This is a genomic window from Methylorubrum sp. SL192 (assembly GCF_026672325.1).
Taxonomy (GTDB): Bacteria; Pseudomonadota; Alphaproteobacteria; order Rhizobiales; family Beijerinckiaceae; genus Methylobacterium; species Methylobacterium extorquens.
On record NZ_JAPPQV010000003.1, the window covers coordinates 5,135,001 to 5,158,756 of the forward strand.

Below are 23,756 nucleotides of genomic sequence, written 5' to 3' on the forward strand. Positions count from 1 at the left end.
CGAGAAGGAGGAGGTGCTCGACCTCGCCTTCGCCGCGGAGGGCGAGGATTCCGCGCCCGGCGTGCCGGGGCCGTTCGAGCTCGCCGTCTGCCGCCGGTTCGGCGTCTCCGCGCGGGGCCGGCCGGCGGATGCGTGGCTGCTCGACACGGTTCGCACCGCCTGGCGCACCAAGATCCGCACTGGCATCAAGGCCGATCTGCGCGCACGCCTGTTCGAGCGGGCGGAGGAGGCGGCGGTGAAGATATTCGCCGGCAATCTCAAGGATCTGCTGCTTGCCGCCCCCGCGGGCGGGCGAGCGACGCTCGGGCTCGATCCCGGCTACCGCAACGGCGTGAAGGCGGCGGTGGTCGACCGCACCGGCAAGGTCGTGGCGGTCGAGACCACCTATCCGCACGAGCCACAGCGGCGCTGGAAGGAGGCGGTGGCCTCGCTCTCCCGGCTCTGTCGCCAGCACGGCGTTGAGCTGATCGCCATCGGCAACGGCACAGCCTCGCGCGAGACCGACCGGCTCGCCACCGAGATCCTGGCCGCCAACCCCGATCTCAAGATGGCCAAGGTCACGGTGTCGGAGGCCGGCGCCTCGGTCTATTCGGCCTCGGCCATCGCCACGCGTGAGTTGCCCGACCTCGACGTGTCGCATCGCGGCGCCGTCTCCATCGCCCGCCGCCTGCAGGACCCGCTGGCGGAACTGGTGAAGATCGACCCGAAATCCATCGGCGTCGGCCAGTACCAGCACGACGTCACCGAACAGAAGCTGTCGCGCTCGCTTCAAGCGGTGGTCGAGGACGCGGTGAACGCCGTCGGCGTCGATGTGAACACCGCCTCCGGCCCGCTGCTCGCCCAGGTCTCGGGCCTCGGCGCGTCGGTGGCGGACAAGATCGTGTCCCACCGCGACGCCAACGGCCCGTTCCGTACCCGCGCCGGGCTGAAGAAGGTGCCGGGCCTCGGCGCCAAGACCTTCGAGTTGGCGGCGGGCTTCCTGCGCATCCCCGATGGCGAGGACCCGCTCGACCGCTCCGGCGTCCACCCGGAAGCCTATCCGGTGGTGCGCCGCATCCTGGAGGCGACGAAGAGCGACATCCGCGTGCTGATCGGCAATGAAGCGGCCCTGCGCCTGCTCTCACCTGCCGCCTTCGCCGACGAACGCTTCGGCGTGCCGACCGTGCGCGACATCCTCGCCGAGCTGGAAAAGCCCGGCCGCGACCCGCGCCCGGCTTTCAAGACGGCGAGCTTCCAGGAAGGCGTCGAGAAAATCGGCGACCTCAAGCCGGGGATGCAGTTGGAGGGCGTCGTCACCAACGTCGCGGCCTTCGGCGCCTTCGTCGATATCGGCGTGCATCAGGACGGACTCGTCCACATCTCGGCGATGGCCCGCAAGCGGATCGCCTCGCCTTCCGAGGTTGTGAAGACCGGCGACGTGGTGCGTGTGCTGGTGTTGTCGGTCGATGTGCCGCGCAAGCGCATCGCGCTGTCGATGCGGCTCGACGACCCCCTTGAGGGCGCAACGGCGCCGCGTGGAAACGCCCCCCGCCCCGAGACGCAGCCCCGGCGCCCGGCGCCCGCAGCCCCGCCGCAGGACGGGGCGCTGGCCGACGCGCTCCGGCGCGCCGGAGTCTCGTCGCCTAAGCGTTCTTGAGCGACAAGCGGACAACCTGCCCGCGGGCTGGGACCGGCGTTTCGCGGCGGGAGACCTCCGGGACCGTCGCCGATCTTTGAACCGGCCACCGCAGCACGTCGCCCGCTTCACGGTGGGAATGCGCGATCCGACAGACGGGTAGCCCGGCCTGGTGCGTCGGAGTGAGGGCGGACGTTTGGCCGGTCGAATTCCAGCTCTTGAACCGACACAGCGCGAGGTAGTCCTGGATCGTAATCAGATCCGCATCCACGAGTGCCAGGGCCTCTTCGCGTGTCTCGATGAGATCGGGATTCAAGGCCTGCTCCACCGCAAAAAAACTTAGGGGAATTATTCGCCGCGTCAAATCAACCCAAGGCATTAATGCAGGATCGAGCCGGATCGCCTCGCGACGCGGCAGGCCGCTCGTGGGCGAGCCGTCATCCGGACGGCCGATCGCCGGCATCGTCGAGAGCATTCTCGCCTATCCGAGTGTCATTTGATATCGCTCGGCCGTACTCAAGTATGCGGCAGCGATGGCCTGTCACGACGTGAGGCACCGGCGAAGGATCGGGATGACTGCGCCGTGCTCATCGGGGCGAGAGGCCGGATGGATGCGGTGAAGCCGAGCGGGTCGTTTCCCCCGTACGCGCCGCCAGGGAGACGCGCGTTCGAGATGGTGTCGCGCAAGCGGGGATCGACGTGCCGTCCCCAGATTCGCCGCTTTTTTCGGTTTCCTGCGCCGCACAAGGTACGGGTCTCACCCGCCCGATATGCCTCGCCGACTTACGTTGGCGACGCGGCGGTCGTACGGCGAGCGCATCCGTTGCGTCGGTCCGGCCCGCAACGTTCACCGGTGGAGCCTACCGAACCGTGATCCGCTTCGAGAACGTCACCAAGGTCTATTCCACCTATGGTCGGCGGCGCACCATCCTCGACCGGGTGAACTTCACCCTGAAGCCCGGCATCAGCTACGGCATCATGGGGATCAACGGCGCCGGCAAATCGACCACCATGAAGCTCATCGCCGGCGTCGAAGAGCCGACCCGGGGCCGCATCGTCCGGGGTCTTCGCGTCTCCTGGCCGCTCGGCTTCGCGGGCGGCTTCAACGCCAAGATGACGGGCCGGGACAACGTCATCTTCGTCGCCCGGATCTACGGGGAGGATCCGCGGCGCGTGCTCGAATTCGTCGAGGATTTCTCCGAACTCGGCAGCTACCTGAACATGCCGGTCAACACCTACTCGTCCGGCATGGGCTCACGCCTTGCCTTCGGGATGAGCATGGCGATTCCCTTCGACACCTACCTCATCGACGAAACGCTCTCGGTGGGCGACGCGCGCTTCCAGAAGCGGTGCGCCGAGGTGTTCAACAAGCGGCGCGAGACCGCAGACGTGATCCTGATCTCCCACAGCATGGAACAGATCCGCGAATACTGCAGTCAGGCGCTGATCCTGATCAACGGGCAGGCTGTGGTCTATGACGATGTCGATGAGGCGATCACGGCCTACCGGCGCCTGAATAGCTGAGGGGTCGCCGGGCCGCGGGACGGCATCGGCCCCCATTCAAGGTTCGGACACGCTTTCGCCGCGAGGGCGGGCCAGAGACGCTAGCGTGCGATCCGTCGCCGCCCTGACGCGGCGCGGCTGACCGCGCGAGGCGTGCGAGCACCAAGACCATGAGCACCGAGATCAGCAGTCCGAACAGCGCAGCGGTGACCACCGCCGACCGCTCGACCGCGGTCACGGAATCGCTCAAGCGGTTTGCCCGCATCGCGCGCCAGTCCGACCACAAGAAGGGCATTCGCGCCTATCAGACGCATGTCCGGCGCGATCCCTGGATCCCCGCCTTCTTCGTGCTTCTGTTCCTGCTGCCGATGATGGTCACCGCCGGCTACTTCTATTTGATCGCCTCCGACCGCTACATCACCGAGGCACGCTTCGCCCTGCGCCCGGCGCTCGGCAACGTCGACAAGGTGCAGAGCGAGGAAACGGGCAACAACAGCTCCCTGTCCAAGCAGATGATCGCCCAGGACACGCTGATCACGACGAGCTACATTGCCAGCCGACAGATGATCGAGACCATGGAGCGGCAGATGCCGCTTCGCGAGATGTTCTCGCGGGACGGCATCGACTTCTTCTCGCGCTTCGACGCCAGCGAGCCGATCGAGCGGTTCATGCTCTACTGGCACAAGCGCGTGACGACCTCGGTCGATTCCAATGGCGGTATCATCAGCCTGAAGGTCGCCGCCTTCGACCCGCAGGAATCCTACACGCTGACCCGCGCGCTTCTGGACGAGAGCGAGCGCATGGTGAACGAACTCAGCCTCAAGGCGCGCAACGCCGCGCTGGCTGAGAGCACCCGCGAACTCAAGAACGCCGAAGAGCGCCTGCTCACCGTCCAGCGTGCCATGCGCGACCTGCGCAACCGTGCCGGCATTCTCGACGCGCAATCGGCCAACAAGAACAACCTCACGGTCATCGCGGAGCTGCGCAAGAAGCGCATCGACCTCTCGGTGCAGCTCAACCAGAGCCTGCGCGACCTCGCGCCGGAGCGGCGTCCGATCCAGGATTTGAAGGCGCAGATTCAGGATCTCGATGACAACATCGAGAAGATCGAACGGCAGATGACCAGCACCGATCCGGATCAGCGACGCCTACTATCGGAGGCGATGACGGAATTCGAAGGGCTGGAGAACGAGCGCAAGAACGCGCTCCTCTATCATAACAAGGTGTTGGCCGCGAGCGAGCAGGCCCGCATCGTCGCCAACCGTCAGATCGAGTTCTTCACCCCCGTGGTCAATCCGGTCGTGCCCACATCGGCGATCGAGCCGCGCAAGCACTTGATCACGAGCATCGTCGCGCTCGTGGCCATGGCTTTGTTCGGCTTCAGCGTCCTGATCCGAAAGTATCTCTATAGCTGACGCACCGGTCAGGCGATCTCACCGGGTGGACGGCGGGTCGGCGGCGAGGCGGTGGGATCGGCCGGCGTACCCGGCTCGGGCGCCAGGGCCGGGTCGGGCACCGGCGAGGGCGTTCCGGTCGCGCGCGGCTCACCCGTGGTTCCGCCGGTCCAGCCCTGCGCCCGCCAGCCCTCGGCGCGCTCGTCGAGATCGACCGCCCCGGCGCGCTGCATTAGGGCGATGACACGGTCGGCGACCTCCCCGTCCGCCCGCACGGTGACCAGGATGCCACCGCGCCGGATGCCCTCGGCATAGGTCTCGGCATCGGCGCCGCTCAGGCCCGCGCCGGTCAAGGCGCCGATCAGGCCGCCCGCGGCCGCCCCCACCCCTGCCCCCGACAGGGCGGCGACGAGCCAGCCCGCCGCGATCACCGGACCGGCGCCGGGAATCGCGAGCAGCCCCAGGCTCGCGAGCAGGCCCGCGCCGCCGCCGAGGACGGTGCCGACCGTCGCACCCGCACCCGCCCCTTCCGCCGCCGAACCCTCGTGCTCGCTTGACGAGGCATGGCCCTGCGCCACGGGCTCACCGGTGGCGCCGCCGGCCAAGGCACCGGCCGGCCGATTGGCGCCGTTCAGCGAAACGATGCCGATATCCGAGTGCGGCACCCCCTCCGCCTCGATGCGATCGATGACACGAGCGGCAGTGTCCTGATTGTCGAACAGGGCGGTGACGGCGCGTGTTGCCATGGTCGTTCCTCTCGTCTGCTTTGGGGGTGGCCAGCCGCTACTCGGCGGCGACATTGCCCCGGAAATCCATGCCGACGCTCAGCGTGCGGCCCGCATGCTCGGCACGCCCGCGCCAGATGCCCTGCCCGTCGAGTTGCAGGTCGGCGACGTCGGCAAAGCCCATCTCGGCGAACCGTGCGCGCACCTGAGCCGCAGTGAAGCTGTTGGCGCCCGGTTCGAGACGCCCGCCCACTGCCCCGTGCGCCTTTTCCGCGGGTGTCGCGGCGGGCGCCTCCGCCGGCTCCGGCGCGGCACGGACCGCCGTGGAGGCCAGTACGGCGAGGAGGAGAAGGGGAAGGGCGCGCATGGTTCGAGGCTCGTCCGCAGGGTCCGGCCGTTCGCCGAGCCGGCTGCCTGACCAAGCCCCAGTCACCGGCCGAGGTTCCGTATCGAGGCGGGCGTTGTCGGGGCCGGCGTTAACGCATCGCTAACCCTGTACCCGGCAAATCCTGCCGGGTGCGGTCCTGCGGGTAGGCCCGCGCGATTCGTCTTCGGGGATTCGGCGCGATGAGCGAAACGGCCAGGGCCGTTCCAGCGGGAGCAGGCGTGCTTGGCGGCCTGTCGTCCCTGCGCATGCCGAACCGGGCGAGCTTCCAGGCGCTCTCCAAGCGCTCGGACCTGTTCTTCGCCACCGCGGTGATGGGCATCCTCGTGGTGCTGATCTTCCCGCTGCCGGCCTTCCTGCTCGACCTGCTGCTCGCGGTCTCGATCATCATCTCGGTGCTGATCATGATGACCGGGCTGTTCATCGACAACCCGCTCGAATTCACCGTCTTCCCGACGCTGCTGCTGGTCGCGACGCTGCTGCGGCTGGCGCTCAACCTCGCCTCAACCCGGCTGATCCTCGGCCATGGCCACGAGGGCACGGCGGCGGCGGGCCACGTCATCGAGGCCTTCGGGCACTTCGTGATGGGCGGCAACTTCGTGATCGGGATCATCGTCTTCGCGATCCTGATCATCGTGAACTTCGTCGTCATCACCAAGGGCTCGGGCCGCATCGCCGAGGTGGCCGCGCGCTTCACCCTCGACGCCATGCCCGGCAAGCAGATGGCGATCGACGCCGACCTCTCGGCCGGGCTGATCGACGAGAAGGTGGCCAAGGCCCGCCGCTCGGCGCTCGAGGAGGAATCCTCGTTCTTCGGCGCCATGGACGGTGCCTCGAAGTTCGTGCGCGGCGACGCGGTGGCCGCACTCCTCATCACCGGCATCAATGTGGTCGGCGGCATCATCATCGGCGTCGCCCAGCAGGGGCTCGGCTTTGCCGAGGCGGCCAAGACCTACACCCTGCTCACCATCGGCGACGGGCTGGCGAGCCAAGTGCCGGCGCTGATCGTCTCGACCGCGGCCGGCATCCTCGTTTCGAAGGCCGGCGTGAAGGGCGCGGCCGACAAGGCGCTCGGCAAGCAGATGGCGAACTATCCGAAAGCCCTCGGCATGTCGGCGGGCGTCATGATCCTGATCGCGCTCCTGCCCGGCATGCCGATGCTGCCCTTCCTCGCGCTCGGCGGCGCCTCCGGCTACGCGGCGTGGCGCATCGCCAAGACGCAACGCGAGACCCCGCCCGCGGCGGCGGAGGGCACGCCCGGCGCTCCCGCCCCAGGCGGGGCACCGGCCGAGGAGACCGTCACCGATCTGCTCAAGCTCGACGATCTCAAGCTGGAGATGGGCTACGCGCTCCTCGCCCTCGTCAACGGCGAGGGCCAGGATCGGCTCACCGACCAGATCAAGGCCCTGCGCCGCCAGCTCGCGGCGGAACTCGGCATCGTCATGCCCTCGGTGCGCATCCTCGACAACGTGAGCCTGGAGGCCAACACCTACGTGGTGCGGGTGAAGGAAATCGAGGCCGGCACGGGCCAAGTCTTCCCGGGCCAGTTCATGGCGATGGACCCCATGGGCGGCCAGGTGCAGCTGCCCGGCCAGCACCTGCTGGAGCCGACCTTCGGCCTGCCCGCGACCTGGGTCGATGCCGGCTTGCGGGATCAGGCCCAGCTCAAGGGCTACACCGTGGTCGATGCGGCCACCGTGATCTCGACGCACCTGACCGAACTGATCAAGGCCCACGTCTCGGAACTCCTGAACCACGTCGAGGTGCAGAAGCTGCTGCGCGAACTGCCCAAGGAGCACACCGAACTCCTCAAGGAAGTGGTGCCCTCGCAGATCGCCACCACCGGCATCCAGCGCGTGCTGCAGCTGCTGCTCACCGAGCGGGTCTCGGTGCGCGACCTCGGCTCCATCGTCGAGGGCATCGCCGAAGTGGCCGGCCACGTGAAGAATCCGCGCGACATCGTGGAGCATGTCCGCGCCCGCCTCGGCCGGCAGATCTGCGCGCAATACCAGGGCCCGGACGGAACGCTGCCGATCATCACCCTATCGCCGGCCTGGGAGCAGGCCTTCCTCGAATCGATCGTCGGCGAGCGCGAGGAGCGCTACCTCGCGATGCAGCCGTCGAAGCTGACGGAGTTCGTCAACACGGTGCGCGACCGCTTCGAGCAGGCCGCGCGCATGGGCGAGATGCCGGTGCTCGTCACCTCGGTCCAGGCCCGGCCCTTCGTGCGCTCGATCATCGAGCGCTTCCGCCGCGAGACCCCGGTGATGAGCCAGGCGGAGATCCATTCCCGCGCGCGGCTGCGGACGGTCGGATCGGTGTAGACGAGCAATCGAACCCTTTGGCGGTGATCGTATCCAATCACCGATCACCTCCAGTACGGCTGGGCAGAAAGCATCCGCGATCACACGTAGCGTCATGAGCGGCTGTGTTCGATGCACATCGATCGCGGTCAGACAGCAACTTGTGTAAATTCCAACGGGGACTACAATTTTTAGCTTTTGTTAATAGCCAAAAATCTACTTTCGTCGCTGTCCTGCGGCAAGAATCGGACCGTGGGGCATCGAGGGATCTAGCCGTGCTGCGTTTCGATATCCCGAGGAAGCTCTACACGCTCGTTGGCCTGTCGGCGCTGAGCCTCCTGGCGATCTGCACCGTCGCGCTGACCTACCAGTACAACGCGATGTACGCGCAACGCCTCAGCCAGCTCGAGCTGATGACGGAATCGGCCATCAGTCTGGTCGACCACCATTACCGGCTCGCCCAGAAGGGGGAGATGCCGGAGGCGGCGGCCCGTGCGTCCGCCTATGCCGGCGTCTCGGCAATGCGGCACGGTGCGGACGGCTACTTCTTCATCTGGGATCGCGACGTGACCGTGGTCGCACACGCGGACAAGACCCTGCTCGGCCGCAACTTCAGCAATCTCAAGGACACGACGGGCTTCGCCTTCGTCGCGGACGTGCTGCCACGGGCCGTGCGGGATGGGGTGGCATCGGTCGTCTACACGTGGAAGCGTGCGCCGGATTCTGAGGCAACGGCGAAGGTCGCCACGTTTCGCTACCATGCGCCCTGGGGGCTGTATGTCGCCACCGGCGTCCATATCGACGATCTGAAGGCGACGTTGTGGGAGCAGATCCTGCGCCTCGGCGCGATCGCGCTCGGCATTCTCCTTCTTCTCGGCGCCGCCTCCTGGGCGATCATCCGCTCGATCGTGCGCCCGATGAATGCCCTGCGGGCGACGATGGGCCGGCTCGCGCAGGGACGCACCGACATCGCCCTGCCGGAGGCCGAGCGCAGCGACGAGGTCGGCGCGATGGCGCGCGCCGTCGCGGTCTTCCGCGACAACGCCGTCGAGCGCGAGCGGCTGCAAGGGGCGCAGGACGCCGACCAGGCGCTGAAGATGGAGCGGGCCGAGCGGCTCAACGCCCTGATTCAGGGGTTCGAGGGTACAATCACCGGCATCGTCACCACCATCGGCGGGGCCGCTTCGCAACTGCAATCGACGGCCCAGGGCCTCGCCGGTACGGCGAACCAGACCGCCGGGCAATCGACCGCCGTCGCCGCGGCCGCCGAGGAGGCGACCACGAACGTCAACACTGTGGCCGCCGCCGCCGAGGAACTGGGCAGCTCCGTCCAGGAGATCGGCCGGCAGGTGGACGGGTCGGCCGCCCTCTCCCGCACGGCGGTGGAGGAGGCCGGCCAGACCGGACAGCTCGTCCAGGATTTGAGCGAAGCCGCCGCCCGCATCGGCGATGTCGTGGCGATGATCTCGGACATCGCCGGCCAGACCAATCTGCTGGCCCTCAACGCGACGATCGAGGCGGCACGCGCGGGCGAAGCGGGCCGTGGCTTCGCCGTGGTGGCGGCGGAGGTGAAAGAGTTGGCGAGCCAGACCGCGCGGGCGACGACGGATATCTCGGAGCAGATCGCCCGCATCCAGCGCTCGACCGGTACGGCCGTCAGCGCGATCGGCGACATCACCGGGCGGATCCAGGAGATCAGCAGCGTCTCCACCTCGATCGCGGCGGCGGTCGAGGAGCAGAGCGCGGCGACCCAGGAAATCGTCCGCAACGTGGCACAGGCCGCGACCGGCACCAGCGAGGTGACGCACAACATCTCCGGCGTCGCCCGCGCCTCGGAGGAGACCGGGACGGCCGCCGCACAAGTGCTCGGTGCCGCCTCGGAGCTGTCTCAGCAATCCGATCACCTGCGGGCCGAAGTCCGACGCTTTCTGGCCACGGTGCGCGCGGCCTGAGGCGATCACCGACGGCCTTAGGCAAAAGAGCCGAGCCGACCTGCAAGGGTCGGCTCGGCTCCGCATTCTGCGCACTTTGTCGTTTCGGAGGGCCGGCGTCGCCGGGAGATAGGGAAGCGGCTCGGCGCTTGGGTCAGGCGCCGGTCAGGCGTGTCCCTCGATCGCGCGCAGGACGGCGACCATTTGGTCGGCCTGCGAACGGGTGAGCCCGCTGCTGATGATCGTGCCGTCCCGGCAGATCGAACAGGTGCCGTCTTCGGCGACCCGAATTTTGATCGAAGCCATGTTGTCCATCCAGGAGCCAGAGCGGCTCCCCATTCCGTCGAAGCTTAACCGTTCCTGAAGGGCTCGCAACCCCGCGCGTCCCATTCATCCACGGAAGCGGTGTGAGGTAAGGATCGCCGATCCCGCCGTCACTGCGACGAAATGGACGCGGAATTCAAGGCTCGTGACCCGAAACGCAACCGGCGGCGCGCTTGGGAGAGCGGCCGCCGGCAAGGGTTTCGACGAGGGTGGATCAGACCGCCTTCTTCTCCAGCCGCCGCTCGATCACGTGCTTGTCGAGGCCCGGAGCGACGAGCGGCGGCTCCGGTGCGGCCTTGCCGTCCTTGCCGAGCGCGTTCGTGAGGCGGGAGCGCTCGAACAGCAGCACCACGACGATGGCCACGGCGAAGGGAATGATCAGGTAGAACAGGCGGAAGATCAGCACCGCGGCGAGAACCGGCGCCTTCTCGGCATCGGTCTGAAGCTGCATCGCGGTGAAGAACACGAGTTCGAACACGCCGAGGCCGCCCGGCGCGTGCGAGGCGAGCGCGACGGAGAACGAGGCGAGGAAGATGCCGAGCACCGGGATGAAGCCGGGGTTCAGGGCATCCGGCAGGGCGAAGTAGATGATGCCGGCGGCACCCAGCAGCTCCAGCGGCGCCGCGATGAGCTGACGCACCATGATACCGGGCCGCGGATACTCGATCTTGAAGTTGCGGATCGTCAGCGGGCGGAAGCGCAGCACCGAGCCGAGAACGTAGAGCGCGACGAAACCGAGCAGGCCGAAGCCGACCAACCGCGAGGTCGCGGGATTGGTCAGCACCGCCGGCAGCAGGTTGTCGAGCCGCGCGAGGAGGTTCGGATCATAGACCAGAACGAAGCCGCCGAGCAGGATCGTGCCAAGGCCGAAGGTAAAGGAGCACAGGGCCACCAGCACCGCGACCTGCGCCGCCGAGAGGCCCTTCGAGGTGTAGGCCCGGTAGCGCACCAGGGCGCCGGAGAAGACCGAAGCGCCGATATTGTGCGAGAGGGCGTAGGTCGTGAACGAGCACAGCGACACGAACAGCCACGAGATGTGGCGCACGCCCAGATGCAGCAGCGCGATCCGATCGTACCAAGCGAGCGCGGCGTAGGCGACGAGGGTAGAGACGGCCGCGAACAGGAAGTGGTGGAGCGGGATGGCGGCAAACGCCGCCTCGATGCTCGCCCAGGATAGGGTCTTCAACTGCCCCCAGAGCAGGTAGCAGGACACCGCCACCGCGGCGAGGCCGATCAGGCCCCAGAAGACTTCACTGAGTTTTTTCATGGATGTCCGCCGCCTCTCTCGGGAGCGGTCTCTCCTGCGCCACGACCGCGCGCATCGCAAGCGGGACTGGGCAACCGTCTCGATGGGGCCGGCACTTGCCGTTAGATCATGACGGTTTCATGCCGAAACACGCGGCTCTGCCCGACTCAGCGAGTGTAACGGGCAACGCATTCAGTGCGGCTTGAGCGGCCGGGAATGGCCCGCGATGAACGCGGCACCGGCACGGCCACTCATACGCCCCCGCAGGATCGAGCTGCGCGATTTCTACGGGGTGGTACCAGGGAACCGTGGACTCGCCCGCGTCGCCGGCCCCGTGCCGCCGACGCGCTCGACGATCCCGCCTAGAATCTGGCCTCTCAGGCCCGCGCCCGAAGTCCGATCGCGTCCATCTCGGCCTGCTCGCGGGCGGCTTCGGCCGCACGCTCGGCGGAGCGCTCGCGATCCTCCAGGATCTCGACCTTCTTGAGTTCCTCGAACGCCTCGCCGAGTTCGGCCTTGGCCTCGGCAAGCTGCCCTTCCAGGGCGGCGGCCGACTGGCGCATGTTGTCCCGGCGGCCGGTGGCGGCGCGGGCATAGGTCGGGTAGGCGAAATGGGCCGGATCGGAGATCCCGGCACGGGCCTCCTCCTGCGAGACTTCCCGGTCGAGTTCGGCCGCCATGCGGTTGAAGTCGGCCATCATCATCTCGATCTGCGCCACCCTGCGGCGCTTCTCATCCACCTGGAACCGACGCAACCGGATCAGCGTGTCACGCGATTTCATGTCGGGCCATCCACTCCACGCTACGCCGGGACGCGACCCGATCGGCGCGGGCGATCCACACGGACCGTTACCCCGACGCGCTTCTCGAAGCCGCCTCACGCACCGCCGACAATGGCGGCCAACCGGTCATAACCCTCGCTGATGGAGGTTGCTTCTTCCTTACCCTGCCCCAGAAAAGCCGTCAGATCGGGCATGAGAGCCACCGCTTCGTCCACCTCCGGCGAGGAACCGGCACGGTAGGCCCCAAGCCGGATCAGCTCTTCCATGTCGGCATAGGTCGCCAGCACCTTCCGCGCACGGCGGACGGTGGGGAGATGGGCCGGATCGCAGGCCCGCGGCATGGTGCGCGAGACCGAGCGCAGCACGTTGATCGCCGGGTAGCGCCCCTGCTCGGCAATGCGCCGCTCCATGACGATGTGCCCGTCGAGGATGCCGCGCACCGCATCTGCCACCGGCTCGTTGTGATCGTCGCCCTCCACCAGCACGGTGAAAAGGCCGGAGATCGCCCCCTCCCCTACCCCCGGCCCGGCCCGTTCGAGCAGGCGCGGTAATTCGGAGAAGACAGTGGGGGTGTAGCCCTTGGCGGTCGGCGGCTCGCCGCCGGCCAGCCCGATGTCGCGTTGGGCCATGGCAAAGCGGGTGATCGAATCGATCATGCACAAGACCTGCGCGCCCTGGTCGCGAAAGTACTCGGCCACCGCCAGGGTCACGTAGGCGGCGTTGCGGCGCATCAGCACCGGCTCGTCGGAGGTCGCCACCACCACGACCGAGCGGGCGAGCCCCGCCGCGCCGAGGTCGTCTTGGAGAAACTCCTGAACCTCGCGGCCGCGCTCACCGACGAGGCCGATCACCGCCACGTCGGCGGCGGTGTAGCGGGCCAGCATCGAGAGCAGCACCGACTTGCCGACGCCGGAGCCGGCGAAGATGCCCATGCGCTGCCCGCGGCACATGGTGAGAAAGGTGTTGATACAGCGAACCCCGAGATCGAGCGGCGGCCCGACGCGCCGTCGTCCATGCGCGGGGGGCGGGTCGGCCCGCAGGGGATAGATCGCGGGCCCCTGCGCGAGAGGGCCGAGGCCATCGATCGGGCGCCCGAGGGCATCGACGGTGCGCCCGAGCCAAGCGGCGGAGGGGCGGATCGCGCCCGCCGCCTCGTCGCGCACCAGGGCCGGACAGCCGCGGCGCACCCCCTCCAGCGAGCCGAACGGCATGGCGAGCGCGCGGTCGCCGGCAAAGCCGATCACCTCGCACGGGACCGTCGAGGCCGCGACCCCGGCGCCCTCCACGACCACGTCGATGCGGCCGCCGAGCCGCATCGCGGAAACCGGCCCGGCCACCTCGACCAGAAGGCCGCGGATCGCCGTCACCCGGCCGAAGGTCTCCAGGGTCTCGACGGTCGAGAGCGCGGCGAGTGCCGCCGCCAGCCCTCCGGAGCCGCGCTCCTGCGTCATGTGCCCCGACCCCGTTAACCGCGTCCCGCCACCGAACCGGCCGATGTCTTAACACCGCCGGACCGCTCGCCAAGGCTTCCAGGCACCCATCCGGATCGCGATGCCGCCGCTCGCGGGAATGAGAACGGCGACGAATGGCCTCCGTCACCTTTCCGCAACAGAGAGACCAACCTGAGACAACAGAAGGGGTTAGCGGGGGAGGCTCATCCCCGGTTTCGGGAGCGCGCGCAGCACAAGGGAACAGATCGCCAACGATCGGGAGAATCGTTCTCGGACTCGAAAGAGACAGTGCTTGCAAGCGGGATTCGGGTTTTGTTAACGGTTAAGGAATAGCGTTTCGAAAGTGGGAATGAGGGAGCGTCCGCCGGGGCCGTCGGCGGACGACCGGCGGCAGCTTGTCTCAAGCGCCCCGAAACGGCCTGTCCGGTGGGGATCACGATGCGCGTACTTCTGATCGAGGACGACAGCGCCACGGCGCAGAGCATCGAATTGATGCTCAAGTCCGAGAACTTCAACACCTACACGACTGACCTTGGCGAAGAGGGTGTCGATCTCGGCAAACTCTACGATTACGACATCATCCTTCTGGATCTGAACTTGCCCGACATGTCGGGCTACGAGGTGCTGCGTAGCTTGCGCGTCGCCAAGGTGAAGACCCCGATCCTGATCCTGTCCGGCATGGCCGGCATCGAGGACAAGGTGAAGGGCCTCGGCTTCGGCGCCGACGACTACCTGACCAAACCCTTCCACAAGGACGAACTGGTGGCGCGGATCCACGCCATCGTCCGCCGCTCGAAGGGTCACGCTCAGTCGATCATCACCACCGGCGACCTGATCGTGAACCTCGATCAGAAGACCGTCGAGGTCTCGGGCTCGCGCGTCCACCTCACCGGCAAGGAGTACCAGATGCTGGAACTCCTCTCGCTGCGGAAGGGCACCACGCTCACCAAGGAGATGTTCCTCAACCATCTCTACGGCGGCATGGACGAGCCGGAGCTGAAGATCATCGACGTGTTCATCTGCAAGCTGCGCAAGAAGCTCGCGAACGCGTCTGCGGGCAAGAACTACATCGAGACCGTGTGGGGCCGTGGCTACGTGCTGCGCGAGCCGGTCGAGGGTGAAGACCGCATGGCTGTCTGAGCACAGCCACGCACCCAACAGACATCCAAAGCCCCGCTTCGGCGGGGCTTCAGCGTTTCAGGGTCCAAACCGAGAGCCCAGACCGGACCGGGACGAGCCTCGATGAGGGGATCAGCGGCCGACGATGCGAGGTGCGAGCGCTTGCACCAACGTGTCAGCGTTCCGTTCGGCGGTCGCGCTGTCCTCAACGAGCGACCGGATGGTCAGGAGGTCGCTGCCGCGCAGGACAAACGCCGTGGCCGATGTCGTTAGAGGGCCGGCTGGATGGGTGACGACCCAGCCGACGGCCGGGCCAACGGACAACTCGGTTATGTTGCAGGCTGGATTGCGCGAGCGGCATGCCGATCGGAACGACGCGAGCGAGGTCCGGCCGGACTGAAGACGCGCGACCGCATCATCCATATGCCCGCCGATCGATAGGTCGATCGTCGGTGCTCCCTTGCAGCCTGGGCAGGTGAGTGTCAGCCGCCTCACGTGGCTCGTCATCGCGAAGGAGTCATCCAGGGCGGCACGAGCCTCCGAAGCGATCTCGGTCAGGTCGTGCCGGACAAAACCTTCGGCGTGCGCCAAAGCTGATGAGAGACAAACGAAAGCCGCGATCACCGTCCTGCGCATGAACGGTCTCCTCATGATTCGAACACGCGCAGGTTGAAGCATGTGCCCGGCGGAGTCCACGTCCGGAGGCGCCCCCCGGTCGCCAGACGCCTACGCCTCGGCCGGCTCCTCGCGGAAATACGGCTCGACGGCGCCCTTGAGCTTCACCGTCATCGGGTTGCCGGCCCGGTCGAGCGCTTTGCCGGCCGAGAGTCGCACCCAGCCCTCGCTGACGCAGTACTCCTCGACATTGGTCTTCTCGGCACCCTTGAAGCGGATGCCGACGCCGCGGGCGAGGACCGCCTCGTCGTAATAGGGGCTGTTCGGATTGACCGAGAGGCGGTCGGGAGGGGTTTCGGACATGGGTCGTGCGTTCCTGGAAATCGTGCCGGCCGGTTACGGCAATCGCGGCGCGCCCGCAACGGCACGCTCGGTTCGCACCGCGTCGATCAGCTCCGCCACCCGTCCGCTCTGAAGGAGCGGGATCCACCGCATCACCGTCTCATGCGGGAAATCCCACCACGCCGCCGCGACGAGCGCAGCCGTCGTCGCCTCGTCGAAGCGGCGGCGCACGATCCGGGCCGGGTTGCCGGCGACGACCGCGTAGGGCGGCACGTCCCGCGTGACGACGGCATGGGCCGCCACCACCGCGCCGTGCCCCACGGTGATGCCCGACAGAATCATGCAGCCCGATCCGAGCCAGACATCGTGGCCGATGATCACGTCGCCGCGCGAGGCGTGATAATCCTGGGGTGCGTCCGCCCCCGGCCAGAGGCCGGTCATCGCGGCGAACGGATAGGTCGAAACCCAGTCGAGCCGGTGGTCACCGCCGAGCAGGATCTCGACCCGATCCGCGATGGAACAATACCGGCCGATCGTCAGCTGCCGACCCGATTCGGGGAAGCGTACCTTCGGCCGGCCGTAAGAGTATGCACCAATTGTGAAATTCCAGCGCTGGGCCAGCTTTTCCAGATGCAGCCGGGTCTCGTTGTGCGGGTTGCGCCCCCGCCTCAGCCGTTGCAACAGATGCCTCAACAGTGCCCCCCGCAAGAAGAGGGTGCGGGCGCGCAAAAACGAGCGGAAGAGGACGGCATCGCCATGGCCGACAATATGTCCGAGGATCTGAAGTCCGGGGCGCTCGTCTACCACCGACTGCCGAAACCCGGAAAGCTCGAGATCCAGGCCACCAAGCCGCTCGGCAACCAGCGCGATCTGGCGCTGGCCTACTCTCCCGGCGTCGCCGCCGCCTGCATGGCGATCTACGACGACCCGCAGGAGGCCGCCACCCTCACCATCCGCCAGAATCTCGTCGCCGTGCTCTCGAACGGCACCGCCGTGCTCGGCCTCGGCGATATCGGCCCGCTGGCCTCCAAGCCGGTGATGGAAGGCAAGGCGGTCCTGTTCAAGAAGTTCGCCGGCATCGACGTGTTCGACATCGAGGTGGACCAGAAGGACGTCGACAAGCTGGTGGACGTGGTCTGCGCCCTGGAGCCGACCTTCGGCGGCATCAACCTTGAGGACATCAAGGCGCCGGAATGCTTCGAGGTCGAGGAGCGGTGCCGGGAGCGGATGAACATCCCGGTCTTCCACGACGACCAGCACGGCACGGCGATCATCGTCGCGGCCGCGGTCCTCAACGCACTCGAACTCGCGGGCAAGCGGCTCTCGGACGCCAAGATCGTCACCTCGGGTGCCGGCGCGGCGGCTCTGGCCTGCCTCAACCTCCTGGTCTCGCTCGGCGCGACCCGCGAGAACATCACCGTCACCGACATCAAGGGCGTGGTCTACAAGGGCCGCGCCGAGCTGATGGACCGCTGGAAGGACGTCTACGCGCAGGAGACCGACGCGCGGACCCTGGCCGAAGTGATCCCCGGCGCCGACGTGTTCATCGGTCTCTCGGCGGGCGGGGTGCTCAAGCCCGAATATCTCGAGAAGATGGCCGAGAAGCCGCTGATCATGGCGCTGGCCAACCCCTACCCCGAGATCATGCCGGATCTCGCCGAGCAGGCGCGGCCCGACGCGATGATCTGCACCGGGCGCTCGGACTTCCCCAACCAGGTCAACAACGTCCTCTGCTTCCCCTACATCTTCCGCGGCGCGCTCGATGTCGGCGCCCACAAGATCAACGAGGAGATGAAGAAGGCGGCCGTGAAGGCGATCGCGGCGCTCGCCCGCGAGACGCCCTCCGACGTGGTCGCCCGCGCCTATGGCGGCGAGGCCCGGCCGTTCGGGCCGCGCTCGCTGATCCCGAGCCCGTTCGATCCGCGCCTGATCGTGCGCATCGCGCCCGCGGTGGCCAAGGCGGCGATGAATTCGGGCGTCGCCGGCCGGCCGGTGGAGAACATCGACGCCTACGCGGAATCGCTCGACCGCTTCGTGCACCGCTCCGGCTTCATCATGAAGCCGCTCTTCTCCAAGGCGAAGAGCGATCCGAAGCGCGTCATCTACGCCGAGGGCGAGGACGAGCGCGTGCTGCGCGCCGCACAGGCCGTGGTCGAGGACGGTGTCGCCCGGCCGATCCTGGTCGGTCGCCCGCGGGTGATCGAGACCCGCATCAAGCGCTTCGGCCTCGACCTCAAGCACGGCGAACATTTCGACCTGATCGATCCCGAGGACGATCCGCGCTACCGGGACTATGTCGCCACCTATCTCGAAATCGCCGGCCGGCGCGGCATCACCCCCGATCTCGCCCGGACGCTGGTGCGCACCAACTCCACCGTGATCGCAGCGCTCGCGGTGCGCCGCGGCGAGGCGGACGCGCTGATCTGCGGCTTGGAAGGCCGGTTCGAGACGCGCCTGCGGGTCATCCGCGACGTGATCGGGCTCTCGCCCGACTCGATCGACTTCGCCGGCATGAGCCTGATCGTGACGAAGAAGGGCGCCTTCTTCCTCGCCGACACCCATGTCCGCCAGGATCCGAGCGCGGAGGAGATCGCCGACGTGGCCATCGCCTGCGCGAACCATGTCGGCCGTTTCGGTCTGACGCCGAAGATCGCGCTCCTGAGCCACTCCGATTTCGGCCAGTCGGACTCCGCTTCCGCGAAGAAGATGCGGCGCGCGCTCGAACTGATCCAGGCGCGCGCGCCCGATCTTCAGGCCGACGGCGAGATGCAGGCGGATTCGGCCCTGTCCGAACTCATCCGCGACCGAGTGCTGCCGAGTTCGAACTGGAAGGGCGCGGCCAACATCCTCGTCTTCCCGAACCTGGATGCCGCCAACATCGCCTTCCAGTTCGCCAAGGTGCTCGCCGACGCGCTACCGGTCGGTCCGCTGCTGATCGGCCCAGCCAAGCCGGCGCACATCCTCACGCCCTCCGTCACCGCCCGCGGCATCGTCAACGTCACCGCCGCGGCGGTGGTGGAGGCGCAGGCCGCGGTGCCGCTGCAAGTTGCGCCGGAGGCCGAACCCGGCGTGGGGCCGCTCTCGGAGTAACGCACCGAGCCTCGGGGCCCCTGCTTTACGCAAGGACGGGCCCCGAGCTTGGCTGTAATTTTGCATTCAGTTCCGGGCGTTGAACGCGTCTGGAGTCTGCAATGTGCCGTGGTGACGATCCGACCTGTGCCGCTTTCGCCGAACATCGGCTGCGCTACCGGCGCGACATGGAGCCCGAGCGGCGGTCCTTCCTGAAGAGCAGCTTCGTCGCCACCGGAGGGGCCGCGGCGCTGGCGGCGGGCGGCCTTTCCCTGGTGAGCCCGGCCCTGGCGCAGAGTAGCGCGCGCCGGCTCAAGCAGACGGCCCACTACCACCTCCCAGCCAATGCCGAGACCATCCACTGGGGCTACTTCTCGAAGACCCTCAAACCCCAGGTCGAGATCGAGTCGGGCGACTTCGTCACCATCGAGACCCTGACCCACCACGCCAACGACGACGCCGAGCGGATGGTGACGGGCGATCCCGGCGCCGAGAGCGTGTTCCTCTGGACAAAGGAGAAGAAGGGCGTGCCGCGCCGCGGCGCCGGACCTGAGGATTCCAAGCTCGGTCCCGGCGGCGGGCTCGGCGTCCATATCTGCACCGGCCCGGTGGCGATCCGCGGCGCGGAGCCCGGCGACGTGCTGGAGGTGCGCATTCTCGACGTGGCGCCGCGCCCCTCGGCCAACCCGAAGTTCAAGGGCCGGACCTTCGGCAGCAACGCGGCGGCGTGGTGGGGCTACCACTACAACGACATGCTGGAGGCCAAGAAGCGCGAGGTTCTCACCATCTACGAGGTCGATGCGACCGGCGAGCGCGACTGGGCCAAGGCCGTCTACAGCTTCCCCTGGCCGGGCGTGACCGACCCGGACGGCCGCGAGCATCCGACGATCGACTATCCCGGCCTGCCGGTCGATCACACCAAGACCAAGCGCAGCTTCGACGTACTGAAGGGCATCCGCGTGCCGATCCGCCCGCATTTCGGCACAATGGGCCTCGCCCCGTCCGAAGCCGACATGGTGAACTCGATTCCGCCGAGCTACACCGGCGGCAACATCGACAACTGGCGCATCGGCAAGGGCGCGACGATGTATTACCCCGTCGCCGTGCCGGGCGCCCTGTTCTCGGTGGGCGACCCCCATGCGAGCCAGGGCGATTCCGAACTCTGCGGCACGGCGATCGAGTGCTCGCTCACCGGTACCTTCCAGTTCATCCTGCACAAGCGGGCCGATCTCGCCGGCACGTCGCTGGAGTCCCTGGACTTCCCGATGATCGAAACCGCCGACGATTGGGTGCTCTCGGGCTTCAGCTACCCGAACTACCTGAAGGATCTCGGCCCGGACGCGCAGAACGCGATCTTCCAGAAATCCTCCCTCGACCTCGCCATGCGCGACGCCTTCCGCAAGATGCGCCAGTTCCTGATGCAGGCGAAGGGACTGACCGAGGACGAGGCGATCTCGTTGATGTCGGTCGCGGTCGATTTCGGCATCACCCAGGTGGTCGACGGCAACTGGGGCGTCCACGCCATCGTCAAGAAGGCGATCTTTTCGGAGCGCGGGGTCTAACGACGCCGAGCGGCCGATCCTCCAATCCGACGCCCTCATCCTGAGGTGCCGCGAAAGCGGCCTCGAAGGATCCTCCAGATTCTGCGCGATCCCTGGAGGGTCCTTCGAGGCTCCGCTTCGCTGCGCACCTCAGGATGAGGCCATGGATGGGAAGGCGGGGGGCTGAGCCTGGATCACAGCGCGCGGATCTTCTCCTCGATCCGCTTGGCCTCCGCCTCATCGACCTGCACGGGCCGCCCGCTATCGTCGGGAATCCCCTCGCCGGTCTGGGCGATGGTGGTGTCGCGGGGCCGGGCATTGGGTCCGGTGGAGTCGGGGCGCTCCTCGCGCGTCTGACGATCGTCGTCGCTCATGGTGGCCATCCTGCTCGGGTTCTTCACCCGGGGAACGCCCGTCGCCGCCTCGGTTTCCCCGAAGGGCCCGGGCGGGGATTCAGGCCGCCGGCCACCCCTCCCCTTTCGCCAGCAGCCGCGCCGAGAAATGGCCACCGGGGAACACGGCCGCCACGCCGGGCCGCTTGAGGCGCAGGTCCCAGGCTCGCAATTCGGCGTAGCGCAGATGCAGCACCCGGCCGTCGCCGGAGCGGGAGACGAAGCAGCGCTCGAAGGCGAGGAGCTGCGTCGGCATCGGCGGGTGCGGGCCGGCCCCCGTGTCGATCTCCAGGGCAAGCGAGGCCTGCGCCCCCGCCTCGAAGGCGCGGAACGCATCGAGCAGGGCATCGTATTCGACGCCGTCGACGCAAAGCTGGAGGCAGAAGCGCGGCGCGAAATCCGCCGTGCGGTCGAGCGGGCTGTCGCGCAGAAGTGTCAGGGCGAAGCGCCCGCCCTCGGCCTCCGGCAGGGTGCGGCGGTGATCCTCCGCCACGCCGTCGAGCGCCCGCAGGCGGTCGGGCTCGATCGGCGAGGGCGCCGCCTCGCGCCCCTCCGCCCGACCGTCGGTGCGGAAGTGCTGGAGCGGGTTGACCCCCGCCGCGACCACGTCGGGATAGCGGGCGAGATAGAGGCTGGTGCTGAAGCCGGGGCTCGGGTCGAGACCCTGCGCCGCGCCGATCTGCCCGTAGTGGCGCAGGGGGTCGAGCCGGGTCCGGCCGCTCTGCCGGCGGTAGAAGGCGGTATCGAAATCCGCGTTCGGGTTCCGGTCCCGTCGGGCGCCGAACCACGCGTAGTGCAGGAACGGGTCGAGGCCGCTGCGGGCCACGCCCGGATTGCGCTCGCGATAATAGGCGGCATCGAACAGCTTCGGAACGCGGCCGATCACGGCGCGGCGCAGGAGCCCGCTGGCAAGGCCGACGAGGCGGGCAACGGGGGATGCGCTCATGCGACGACCTGCGCCTCACACAGGGCCCGGATCGCGCCCGCGAAGGAATCGGCGTCGCAATCCTCGGCGATGTACCGGCTCCCCTCCTCCCGAACCGCGTCCCACAAGGCCGCGTCCTCGTGGAGCGCCACCAGCGCCTCGGCGAAGGGTCTTGGGTCGCGCCAGTCGCGCACGAGGAAGCCGGCGCCGTCCGCCCAGCCGACCTGATCGGCGAGGATCGGCGTGACGACGCAGGGCAGGCCGCGCGCCACCGCCTCGTGGACCTTGTGCGGAATGCCGGCGGCGAAGCGCGTCGGCGCCAGGAACACGCGGGCCGCGTCGAGATAGGGCTCGGTCTGCGGCACCCGGCCGGTGACCTGCACACCCGGCTCGCGCGCATAGCGCTCCCGGATCTCCGGCGCGATCCCACCCACGATGGTGAGCTGCGCTGCCGGCAACCGTGCCCGCACGAGCGGCCAGACGCTCGCAAAAAACCAGTCGAGGGAATCGACGTTGGGCTGCCCTTCGCGGGCGAGCGCGCCGACGAAGACGAAGCTCGTGCGGCCGGCAAAACCCGGCGTCGGCGCCTCGGGCCGGGTCAGGGCGTGGCCGAGCACGGTGGCGTTGCAGGCGCTGTAGCGGGCGAGCACCCGCGCCTCGGCCGGCGAGACGCAGACCACCGCATCGGCGAGTCCGAACAGGCGCGTCTCGCGCTCCGCCTGCCACGCCAGATCGGCGGCCACCGCGCTGCCCGCGGTCGCGGCCTCCGTCACGAAGTCGCGCAGGGCGAACAGGGCCTCGGAATCGAAGATCACCTTCGAGCGCACGAAGCCGCGCGGATCGAGCCCGGCGGCGTGCAGCGCCTGCGTGACGAACAGGATGTTGTGCGGGCGGCTGACCCAGAGCACGTCGTAATGGTCGCGCCGCTCGGCGATCAGGCGGGCAAACCCCTCGTCGCCGCTGGCGTAAGAAATCTCGATGCGCTCGTCGAGGTCGCGGTAGCGCCGCGCCTCTTCCGCATCCGCCTCGTAGTTCGGGAAGAACGTCACCGCATAGCCGAGACCTGCCATGGCATTGAGGATGGCGTTGGCCCGCGGCAGGCCGGCGCCGAGATCGAGATGCGGCACCCGGTCATCGACGTAGAGCACCCGCAGGCGCCAGGGATCGTGGTCGAGGAGGCCGGTGCCGCGCGGCTGCGGCCCCTGCGCGAACAGGCTCTGCCGGTGCCGGTCGAGGAAGCGGGCGCGGTTGCGGTCGAGCAGCGCCTCCACGTCCTCGCGGCGGGCGCTGGTGGCGTTCTCGTAGTGGATCGCCGTGGCGCGCGGCTGCACGATGACGCGACGCCCGGCCTGATGGCAGCGCAGGCAGAGGTCGGTGTCCTCGAAATAGGCCGGGGCGAAGAGCGGATCGAAGCCGCCGAGCGCCTCGAACAAGGCCCGCTCGATCATCAGCACGGCGCCCGAGACGTAGCCGACATCGCGGGTCGCGGCATGTTCGGGAGCGAAGGGGTCGGCGTTGCCGCGTCCGTGCGGATGGGTGAGTTGCGCGTCGTCGCGAAAGCCTGCGCCGGATTCCTGCAGCACGCCGCCGGGGAAGACGAGGCGGGCGCCGACAATGCCAGCGCCTTCATGATCGCGGAAGGTCGCGACCATCGCCGCCAGGGCGCCGGGCAGGAGATCTACATCCGGGTTGAGGAACAGAATGAAGCGCCCCCGCGCCCTGGCCGCGCCCGCGTTGCAGGCGGGCCCGAAGCCGGTGTTGGTGGCGTTCTCGATCAGCGTCACCCCGTCGAGATGCGGGTAGAGCGCGCGGGTCTCCGGGGCGGAGGCGTTGTCGACCAGCACGACCTCGAAGCGGACGCCGGCCAGCCCCTGGCTCGCACAGAGACGATAGAGGGTGAGCGCCAGCAAGTGGCGGGCATCGCGGGCGACGATGACGATGGAGACATCCGGATCGGGCTGCGGCGCGAAGGCGAGGCGCACGCCGTTGCGCTGGATCGCCTCGACAATCAGCGCAGCCTCGGCCAGCGCCGCGCGGCGGCCTGTGCCGGGATCGACGGTGTCGAGCAGGGGGACGGCGGGGGTTTCGCTCATG

General features: G+C 68.2%; 21 protein-coding genes (1 of these 21 only partly in view). 8 read left to right on the forward strand and 13 right to left on the reverse strand.

Annotation, left to right across the window (positions count from 1 at the left end):
- Window positions 1–1,636: the 3' portion of a Tex family protein gene (locus tag OVA30_RS24920; RefSeq protein WP_268177323.1), read on the forward strand. It extends 680 nt beyond the left edge of the window; only the last 1,636 of its 2,316 coding nucleotides appear in the window; its start codon lies beyond the left edge, outside the window; it ends in the stop codon at window positions 1,634–1,636.
- On the opposite strand, the gene OVA30_RS24925 is transcribed toward OVA30_RS24920, so the two are convergent.
- Window positions 1,623–2,090 carry a hypothetical protein gene (locus tag OVA30_RS24925; protein WP_268177324.1) on the reverse strand — a complete coding sequence of 156 codons (468 nt, stop codon included), beginning with the start codon at window positions 2,088–2,090 and terminating at the stop codon, window positions 1,623–1,625. The two genes, OVA30_RS24920 and OVA30_RS24925, sit on opposite strands and share 14 nt — an antisense overlap.
- A gap of 395 nt (window positions 2,091–2,485) precedes the next feature.
- On the opposite strand from OVA30_RS24925, the gene OVA30_RS24930 reads away from it, so the two are divergent.
- Window positions 2,486–3,139, forward strand: a complete 654-nt coding sequence (locus OVA30_RS24930; protein WP_012252542.1) for an ABC transporter ATP-binding protein — start codon at window positions 2,486–2,488, stop codon at window positions 3,137–3,139.
- 149 nt (window positions 3,140–3,288) lie between these two features.
- The gene (locus OVA30_RS24935; RefSeq protein WP_268177325.1) at window positions 3,289–4,533 is read left to right on the forward strand and encodes a capsule biosynthesis protein; all 1,245 of its coding nucleotides are present in this window, start codon (window positions 3,289–3,291) and stop codon (window positions 4,531–4,533) included.
- An 8-nt stretch (window positions 4,534–4,541) separates the two neighbouring features.
- Here OVA30_RS24935 and OVA30_RS24940 read toward each other — a convergent pair whose 3' ends face one another.
- Both OVA30_RS24940 and OVA30_RS24945 read right to left on the reverse strand, forming a co-directional pair.
- Complete coding sequence (locus tag OVA30_RS24940) at window positions 4,542–5,258, reverse strand: hypothetical protein (RefSeq protein WP_268177326.1); 717 nt, start codon at window positions 5,256–5,258, stop codon at window positions 4,542–4,544.
- A gap of 37 nt (window positions 5,259–5,295) precedes the next feature.
- Window positions 5,296–5,604, reverse strand: a complete 309-nt coding sequence (locus tag OVA30_RS24945) for a hypothetical protein (RefSeq protein ID WP_015821298.1) — start codon at window positions 5,602–5,604, stop codon at window positions 5,296–5,298.
- A gap of 200 nt (window positions 5,605–5,804) precedes the next feature.
- On the opposite strand from OVA30_RS24945, the gene flhA reads away from it, so the two are divergent.
- Together flhA and OVA30_RS24955 are read left to right on the forward strand one after the other, a co-directional pair.
- Window positions 5,805–7,946 carry a flagellar biosynthesis protein FlhA gene (flhA, locus tag OVA30_RS24950; protein ID WP_268177327.1) on the forward strand — a complete coding sequence of 714 codons (2,142 nt, stop codon included), beginning with the start codon at window positions 5,805–5,807 and terminating at the stop codon, window positions 7,944–7,946.
- A 254-nt stretch (window positions 7,947–8,200) separates the two neighbouring features.
- Entirely contained in the window at window positions 8,201–9,877 is a 1,677-nt protein-coding gene (locus OVA30_RS24955; protein WP_268177328.1) for a methyl-accepting chemotaxis protein, read from the forward strand.
- A 144-nt stretch (window positions 9,878–10,021) separates the two neighbouring features.
- Here OVA30_RS24955 and OVA30_RS24960 read toward each other — a convergent pair whose 3' ends face one another.
- The 4 genes from OVA30_RS24960 to fliI form a co-directional block, all read right to left on the reverse strand.
- Window positions 10,022–10,162, reverse strand: a complete 141-nt coding sequence (locus OVA30_RS24960; protein WP_012605805.1) for a hypothetical protein — start codon at window positions 10,160–10,162, stop codon at window positions 10,022–10,024.
- 232 nt (window positions 10,163–10,394) lie between these two features.
- On the reverse strand, window positions 10,395–11,447 hold the full coding sequence (locus tag OVA30_RS24965) for a lysylphosphatidylglycerol synthase domain-containing protein (protein ID WP_003599596.1): 1,053 nt from the start codon (window positions 11,445–11,447) through the stop codon (window positions 10,395–10,397).
- Window positions 11,448–11,803: 356 nt separating this feature from the next.
- Window positions 11,804–12,208 (reverse strand): flagellar export protein FliJ, encoded by a 405-nt coding sequence (fliJ, locus tag OVA30_RS24970; protein WP_003599595.1) that lies wholly within the window; start codon window positions 12,206–12,208, stop codon window positions 11,804–11,806.
- Between the two features lie 95 nt (window positions 12,209–12,303).
- Window positions 12,304–13,659 (reverse strand): flagellar protein export ATPase FliI, encoded by a 1,356-nt coding sequence (gene fliI / locus OVA30_RS24975; RefSeq protein ID WP_056120117.1) that lies wholly within the window; start codon window positions 13,657–13,659, stop codon window positions 12,304–12,306.
- Window positions 13,660–14,097: 438 nt separating this feature from the next.
- Between fliI and ctrA the strand changes: the two genes are divergently transcribed.
- Complete coding sequence (gene ctrA / locus OVA30_RS24980; protein ID WP_268177330.1) at window positions 14,098–14,799, forward strand: response regulator transcription factor CtrA; 702 nt, start codon at window positions 14,098–14,100, stop codon at window positions 14,797–14,799.
- Between the two features lie 111 nt (window positions 14,800–14,910).
- Here ctrA and OVA30_RS24985 read toward each other — a convergent pair whose 3' ends face one another.
- The 3 genes from OVA30_RS24985 to OVA30_RS24995 all read right to left on the reverse strand — a co-directional run bounded on the left by OVA30_RS24985 (window position 14,911) and on the right by OVA30_RS24995 (window position 16,416).
- On the reverse strand, window positions 14,911–15,414 hold the full coding sequence (locus OVA30_RS24985; protein WP_268177331.1) for a hypothetical protein: 504 nt from the start codon (window positions 15,412–15,414) through the stop codon (window positions 14,911–14,913).
- Between the two features lie 90 nt (window positions 15,415–15,504).
- A complete protein-coding gene (locus OVA30_RS24990; protein ID WP_012252550.1) occupies window positions 15,505–15,756 on the reverse strand; it encodes a DUF3297 family protein in 252 nt (83 codons plus the stop codon).
- Window positions 15,757–15,789: 33 nt separating this feature from the next.
- Entirely contained in the window at window positions 15,790–16,416 is a 627-nt protein-coding gene (locus tag OVA30_RS24995; protein ID WP_041357425.1) for a CatB-related O-acetyltransferase, read from the reverse strand.
- A 75-nt stretch (window positions 16,417–16,491) separates the two neighbouring features.
- On the opposite strand from OVA30_RS24995, the gene OVA30_RS25000 reads away from it, so the two are divergent.
- Window positions 16,492–18,825, forward strand: a complete 2,334-nt coding sequence (locus tag OVA30_RS25000; RefSeq protein ID WP_326493627.1) for an NADP-dependent malic enzyme — start codon at window positions 16,492–16,494, stop codon at window positions 18,823–18,825.
- A 101-nt stretch (window positions 18,826–18,926) separates the two neighbouring features.
- A complete protein-coding gene (locus OVA30_RS25005) occupies window positions 18,927–20,366 on the forward strand; it encodes an acetamidase/formamidase family protein (RefSeq protein WP_268177332.1) in 1,440 nt (479 codons plus the stop codon).
- A 173-nt stretch (window positions 20,367–20,539) separates the two neighbouring features.
- On the opposite strand, the gene OVA30_RS25010 is transcribed toward OVA30_RS25005, so the two are convergent.
- The 3 genes from OVA30_RS25010 to OVA30_RS25020 form a co-directional block, all read right to left on the reverse strand.
- Entirely contained in the window at window positions 20,540–20,719 is a 180-nt protein-coding gene (locus OVA30_RS25010; protein WP_268177333.1) for a hypothetical protein, read from the reverse strand.
- A 79-nt stretch (window positions 20,720–20,798) separates the two neighbouring features.
- The gene (locus OVA30_RS25015; protein ID WP_268177334.1) at window positions 20,799–21,683 is read right to left on the reverse strand and encodes a hypothetical protein; all 885 of its coding nucleotides are present in this window, start codon (window positions 21,681–21,683) and stop codon (window positions 20,799–20,801) included.
- Window positions 21,680–23,755, reverse strand: a complete 2,076-nt coding sequence (locus OVA30_RS25020; RefSeq protein WP_268177335.1) for a glycosyltransferase — start codon at window positions 23,753–23,755, stop codon at window positions 21,680–21,682. Before OVA30_RS25020 ends, OVA30_RS25015 begins: the two co-directional genes overlap by 4 nt.
- Window position 23,756: the final 1 nt, after the last annotated feature.

Bases quoted from the DNA above. Each gene is read 5' to 3' on its own strand.
- OVA30_RS25015 (WP_268177334.1), bottom strand. From the start codon at position 21,683: ATGAGCGCATCCCCCGTTGCCCGCCTCGTCGGCCTTGCCAGCGGGCTC.
- OVA30_RS24940 (WP_268177326.1), bottom strand. From the start codon at position 5,258: ATGGCAACACGCGCCGTCACCGCCCTGTTCGACAATCAGGACACTGCC.
- fliI (WP_056120117.1), bottom strand. From the start codon at position 13,659: ATGACGCAGGAGCGCGGCTCCGGAGGGCTGGCGGCGGCACTCGCCGCG.
- OVA30_RS24985 (WP_268177331.1), bottom strand. From the start codon at position 15,414: ATGCGCAGGACGGTGATCGCGGCTTTCGTTTGTCTCTCATCAGCTTTG.
- OVA30_RS25020 (WP_268177335.1), bottom strand. From the start codon at position 23,755: ATGAGCGAAACCCCCGCCGTCCCCCTGCTCGACACCGTCGATCCCGGC.
- OVA30_RS25010 (WP_268177333.1), bottom strand. From the start codon at position 20,719: ATGAGCGACGACGATCGTCAGACGCGCGAGGAGCGCCCCGACTCCACC.
- OVA30_RS24925 (WP_268177324.1), bottom strand. From the start codon at position 2,090: ATGCTCTCGACGATGCCGGCGATCGGCCGTCCGGATGACGGCTCGCCC.
- flhA (WP_268177327.1), top strand. From the start codon at position 5,805: ATGAGCGAAACGGCCAGGGCCGTTCCAGCGGGAGCAGGCGTGCTTGGC.
- OVA30_RS25005 (WP_268177332.1), top strand. From the start codon at position 18,927: ATGTGCCGTGGTGACGATCCGACCTGTGCCGCTTTCGCCGAACATCGG.
- OVA30_RS25000 (WP_326493627.1), top strand. From the start codon at position 16,492: ATGGCCGACAATATGTCCGAGGATCTGAAGTCCGGGGCGCTCGTCTAC.
- fliJ (WP_003599595.1), bottom strand. From the start codon at position 12,208: ATGAAATCGCGTGACACGCTGATCCGGTTGCGTCGGTTCCAGGTGGAT.
- OVA30_RS24990 (WP_012252550.1), bottom strand. From the start codon at position 15,756: ATGTCCGAAACCCCTCCCGACCGCCTCTCGGTCAATCCGAACAGCCCC.
- ctrA (WP_268177330.1), top strand. From the start codon at position 14,098: ATGCGCGTACTTCTGATCGAGGACGACAGCGCCACGGCGCAGAGCATC.
- OVA30_RS24935 (WP_268177325.1), top strand. From the start codon at position 3,289: ATGAGCACCGAGATCAGCAGTCCGAACAGCGCAGCGGTGACCACCGCC.
- OVA30_RS24965 (WP_003599596.1), bottom strand. From the start codon at position 11,447: ATGAAAAAACTCAGTGAAGTCTTCTGGGGCCTGATCGGCCTCGCCGCG.
- OVA30_RS24945 (WP_015821298.1), bottom strand. From the start codon at position 5,604: ATGCGCGCCCTTCCCCTTCTCCTCCTCGCCGTACTGGCCTCCACGGCG.
- OVA30_RS24960 (WP_012605805.1), bottom strand. From the start codon at position 10,162: ATGGCTTCGATCAAAATTCGGGTCGCCGAAGACGGCACCTGTTCGATC.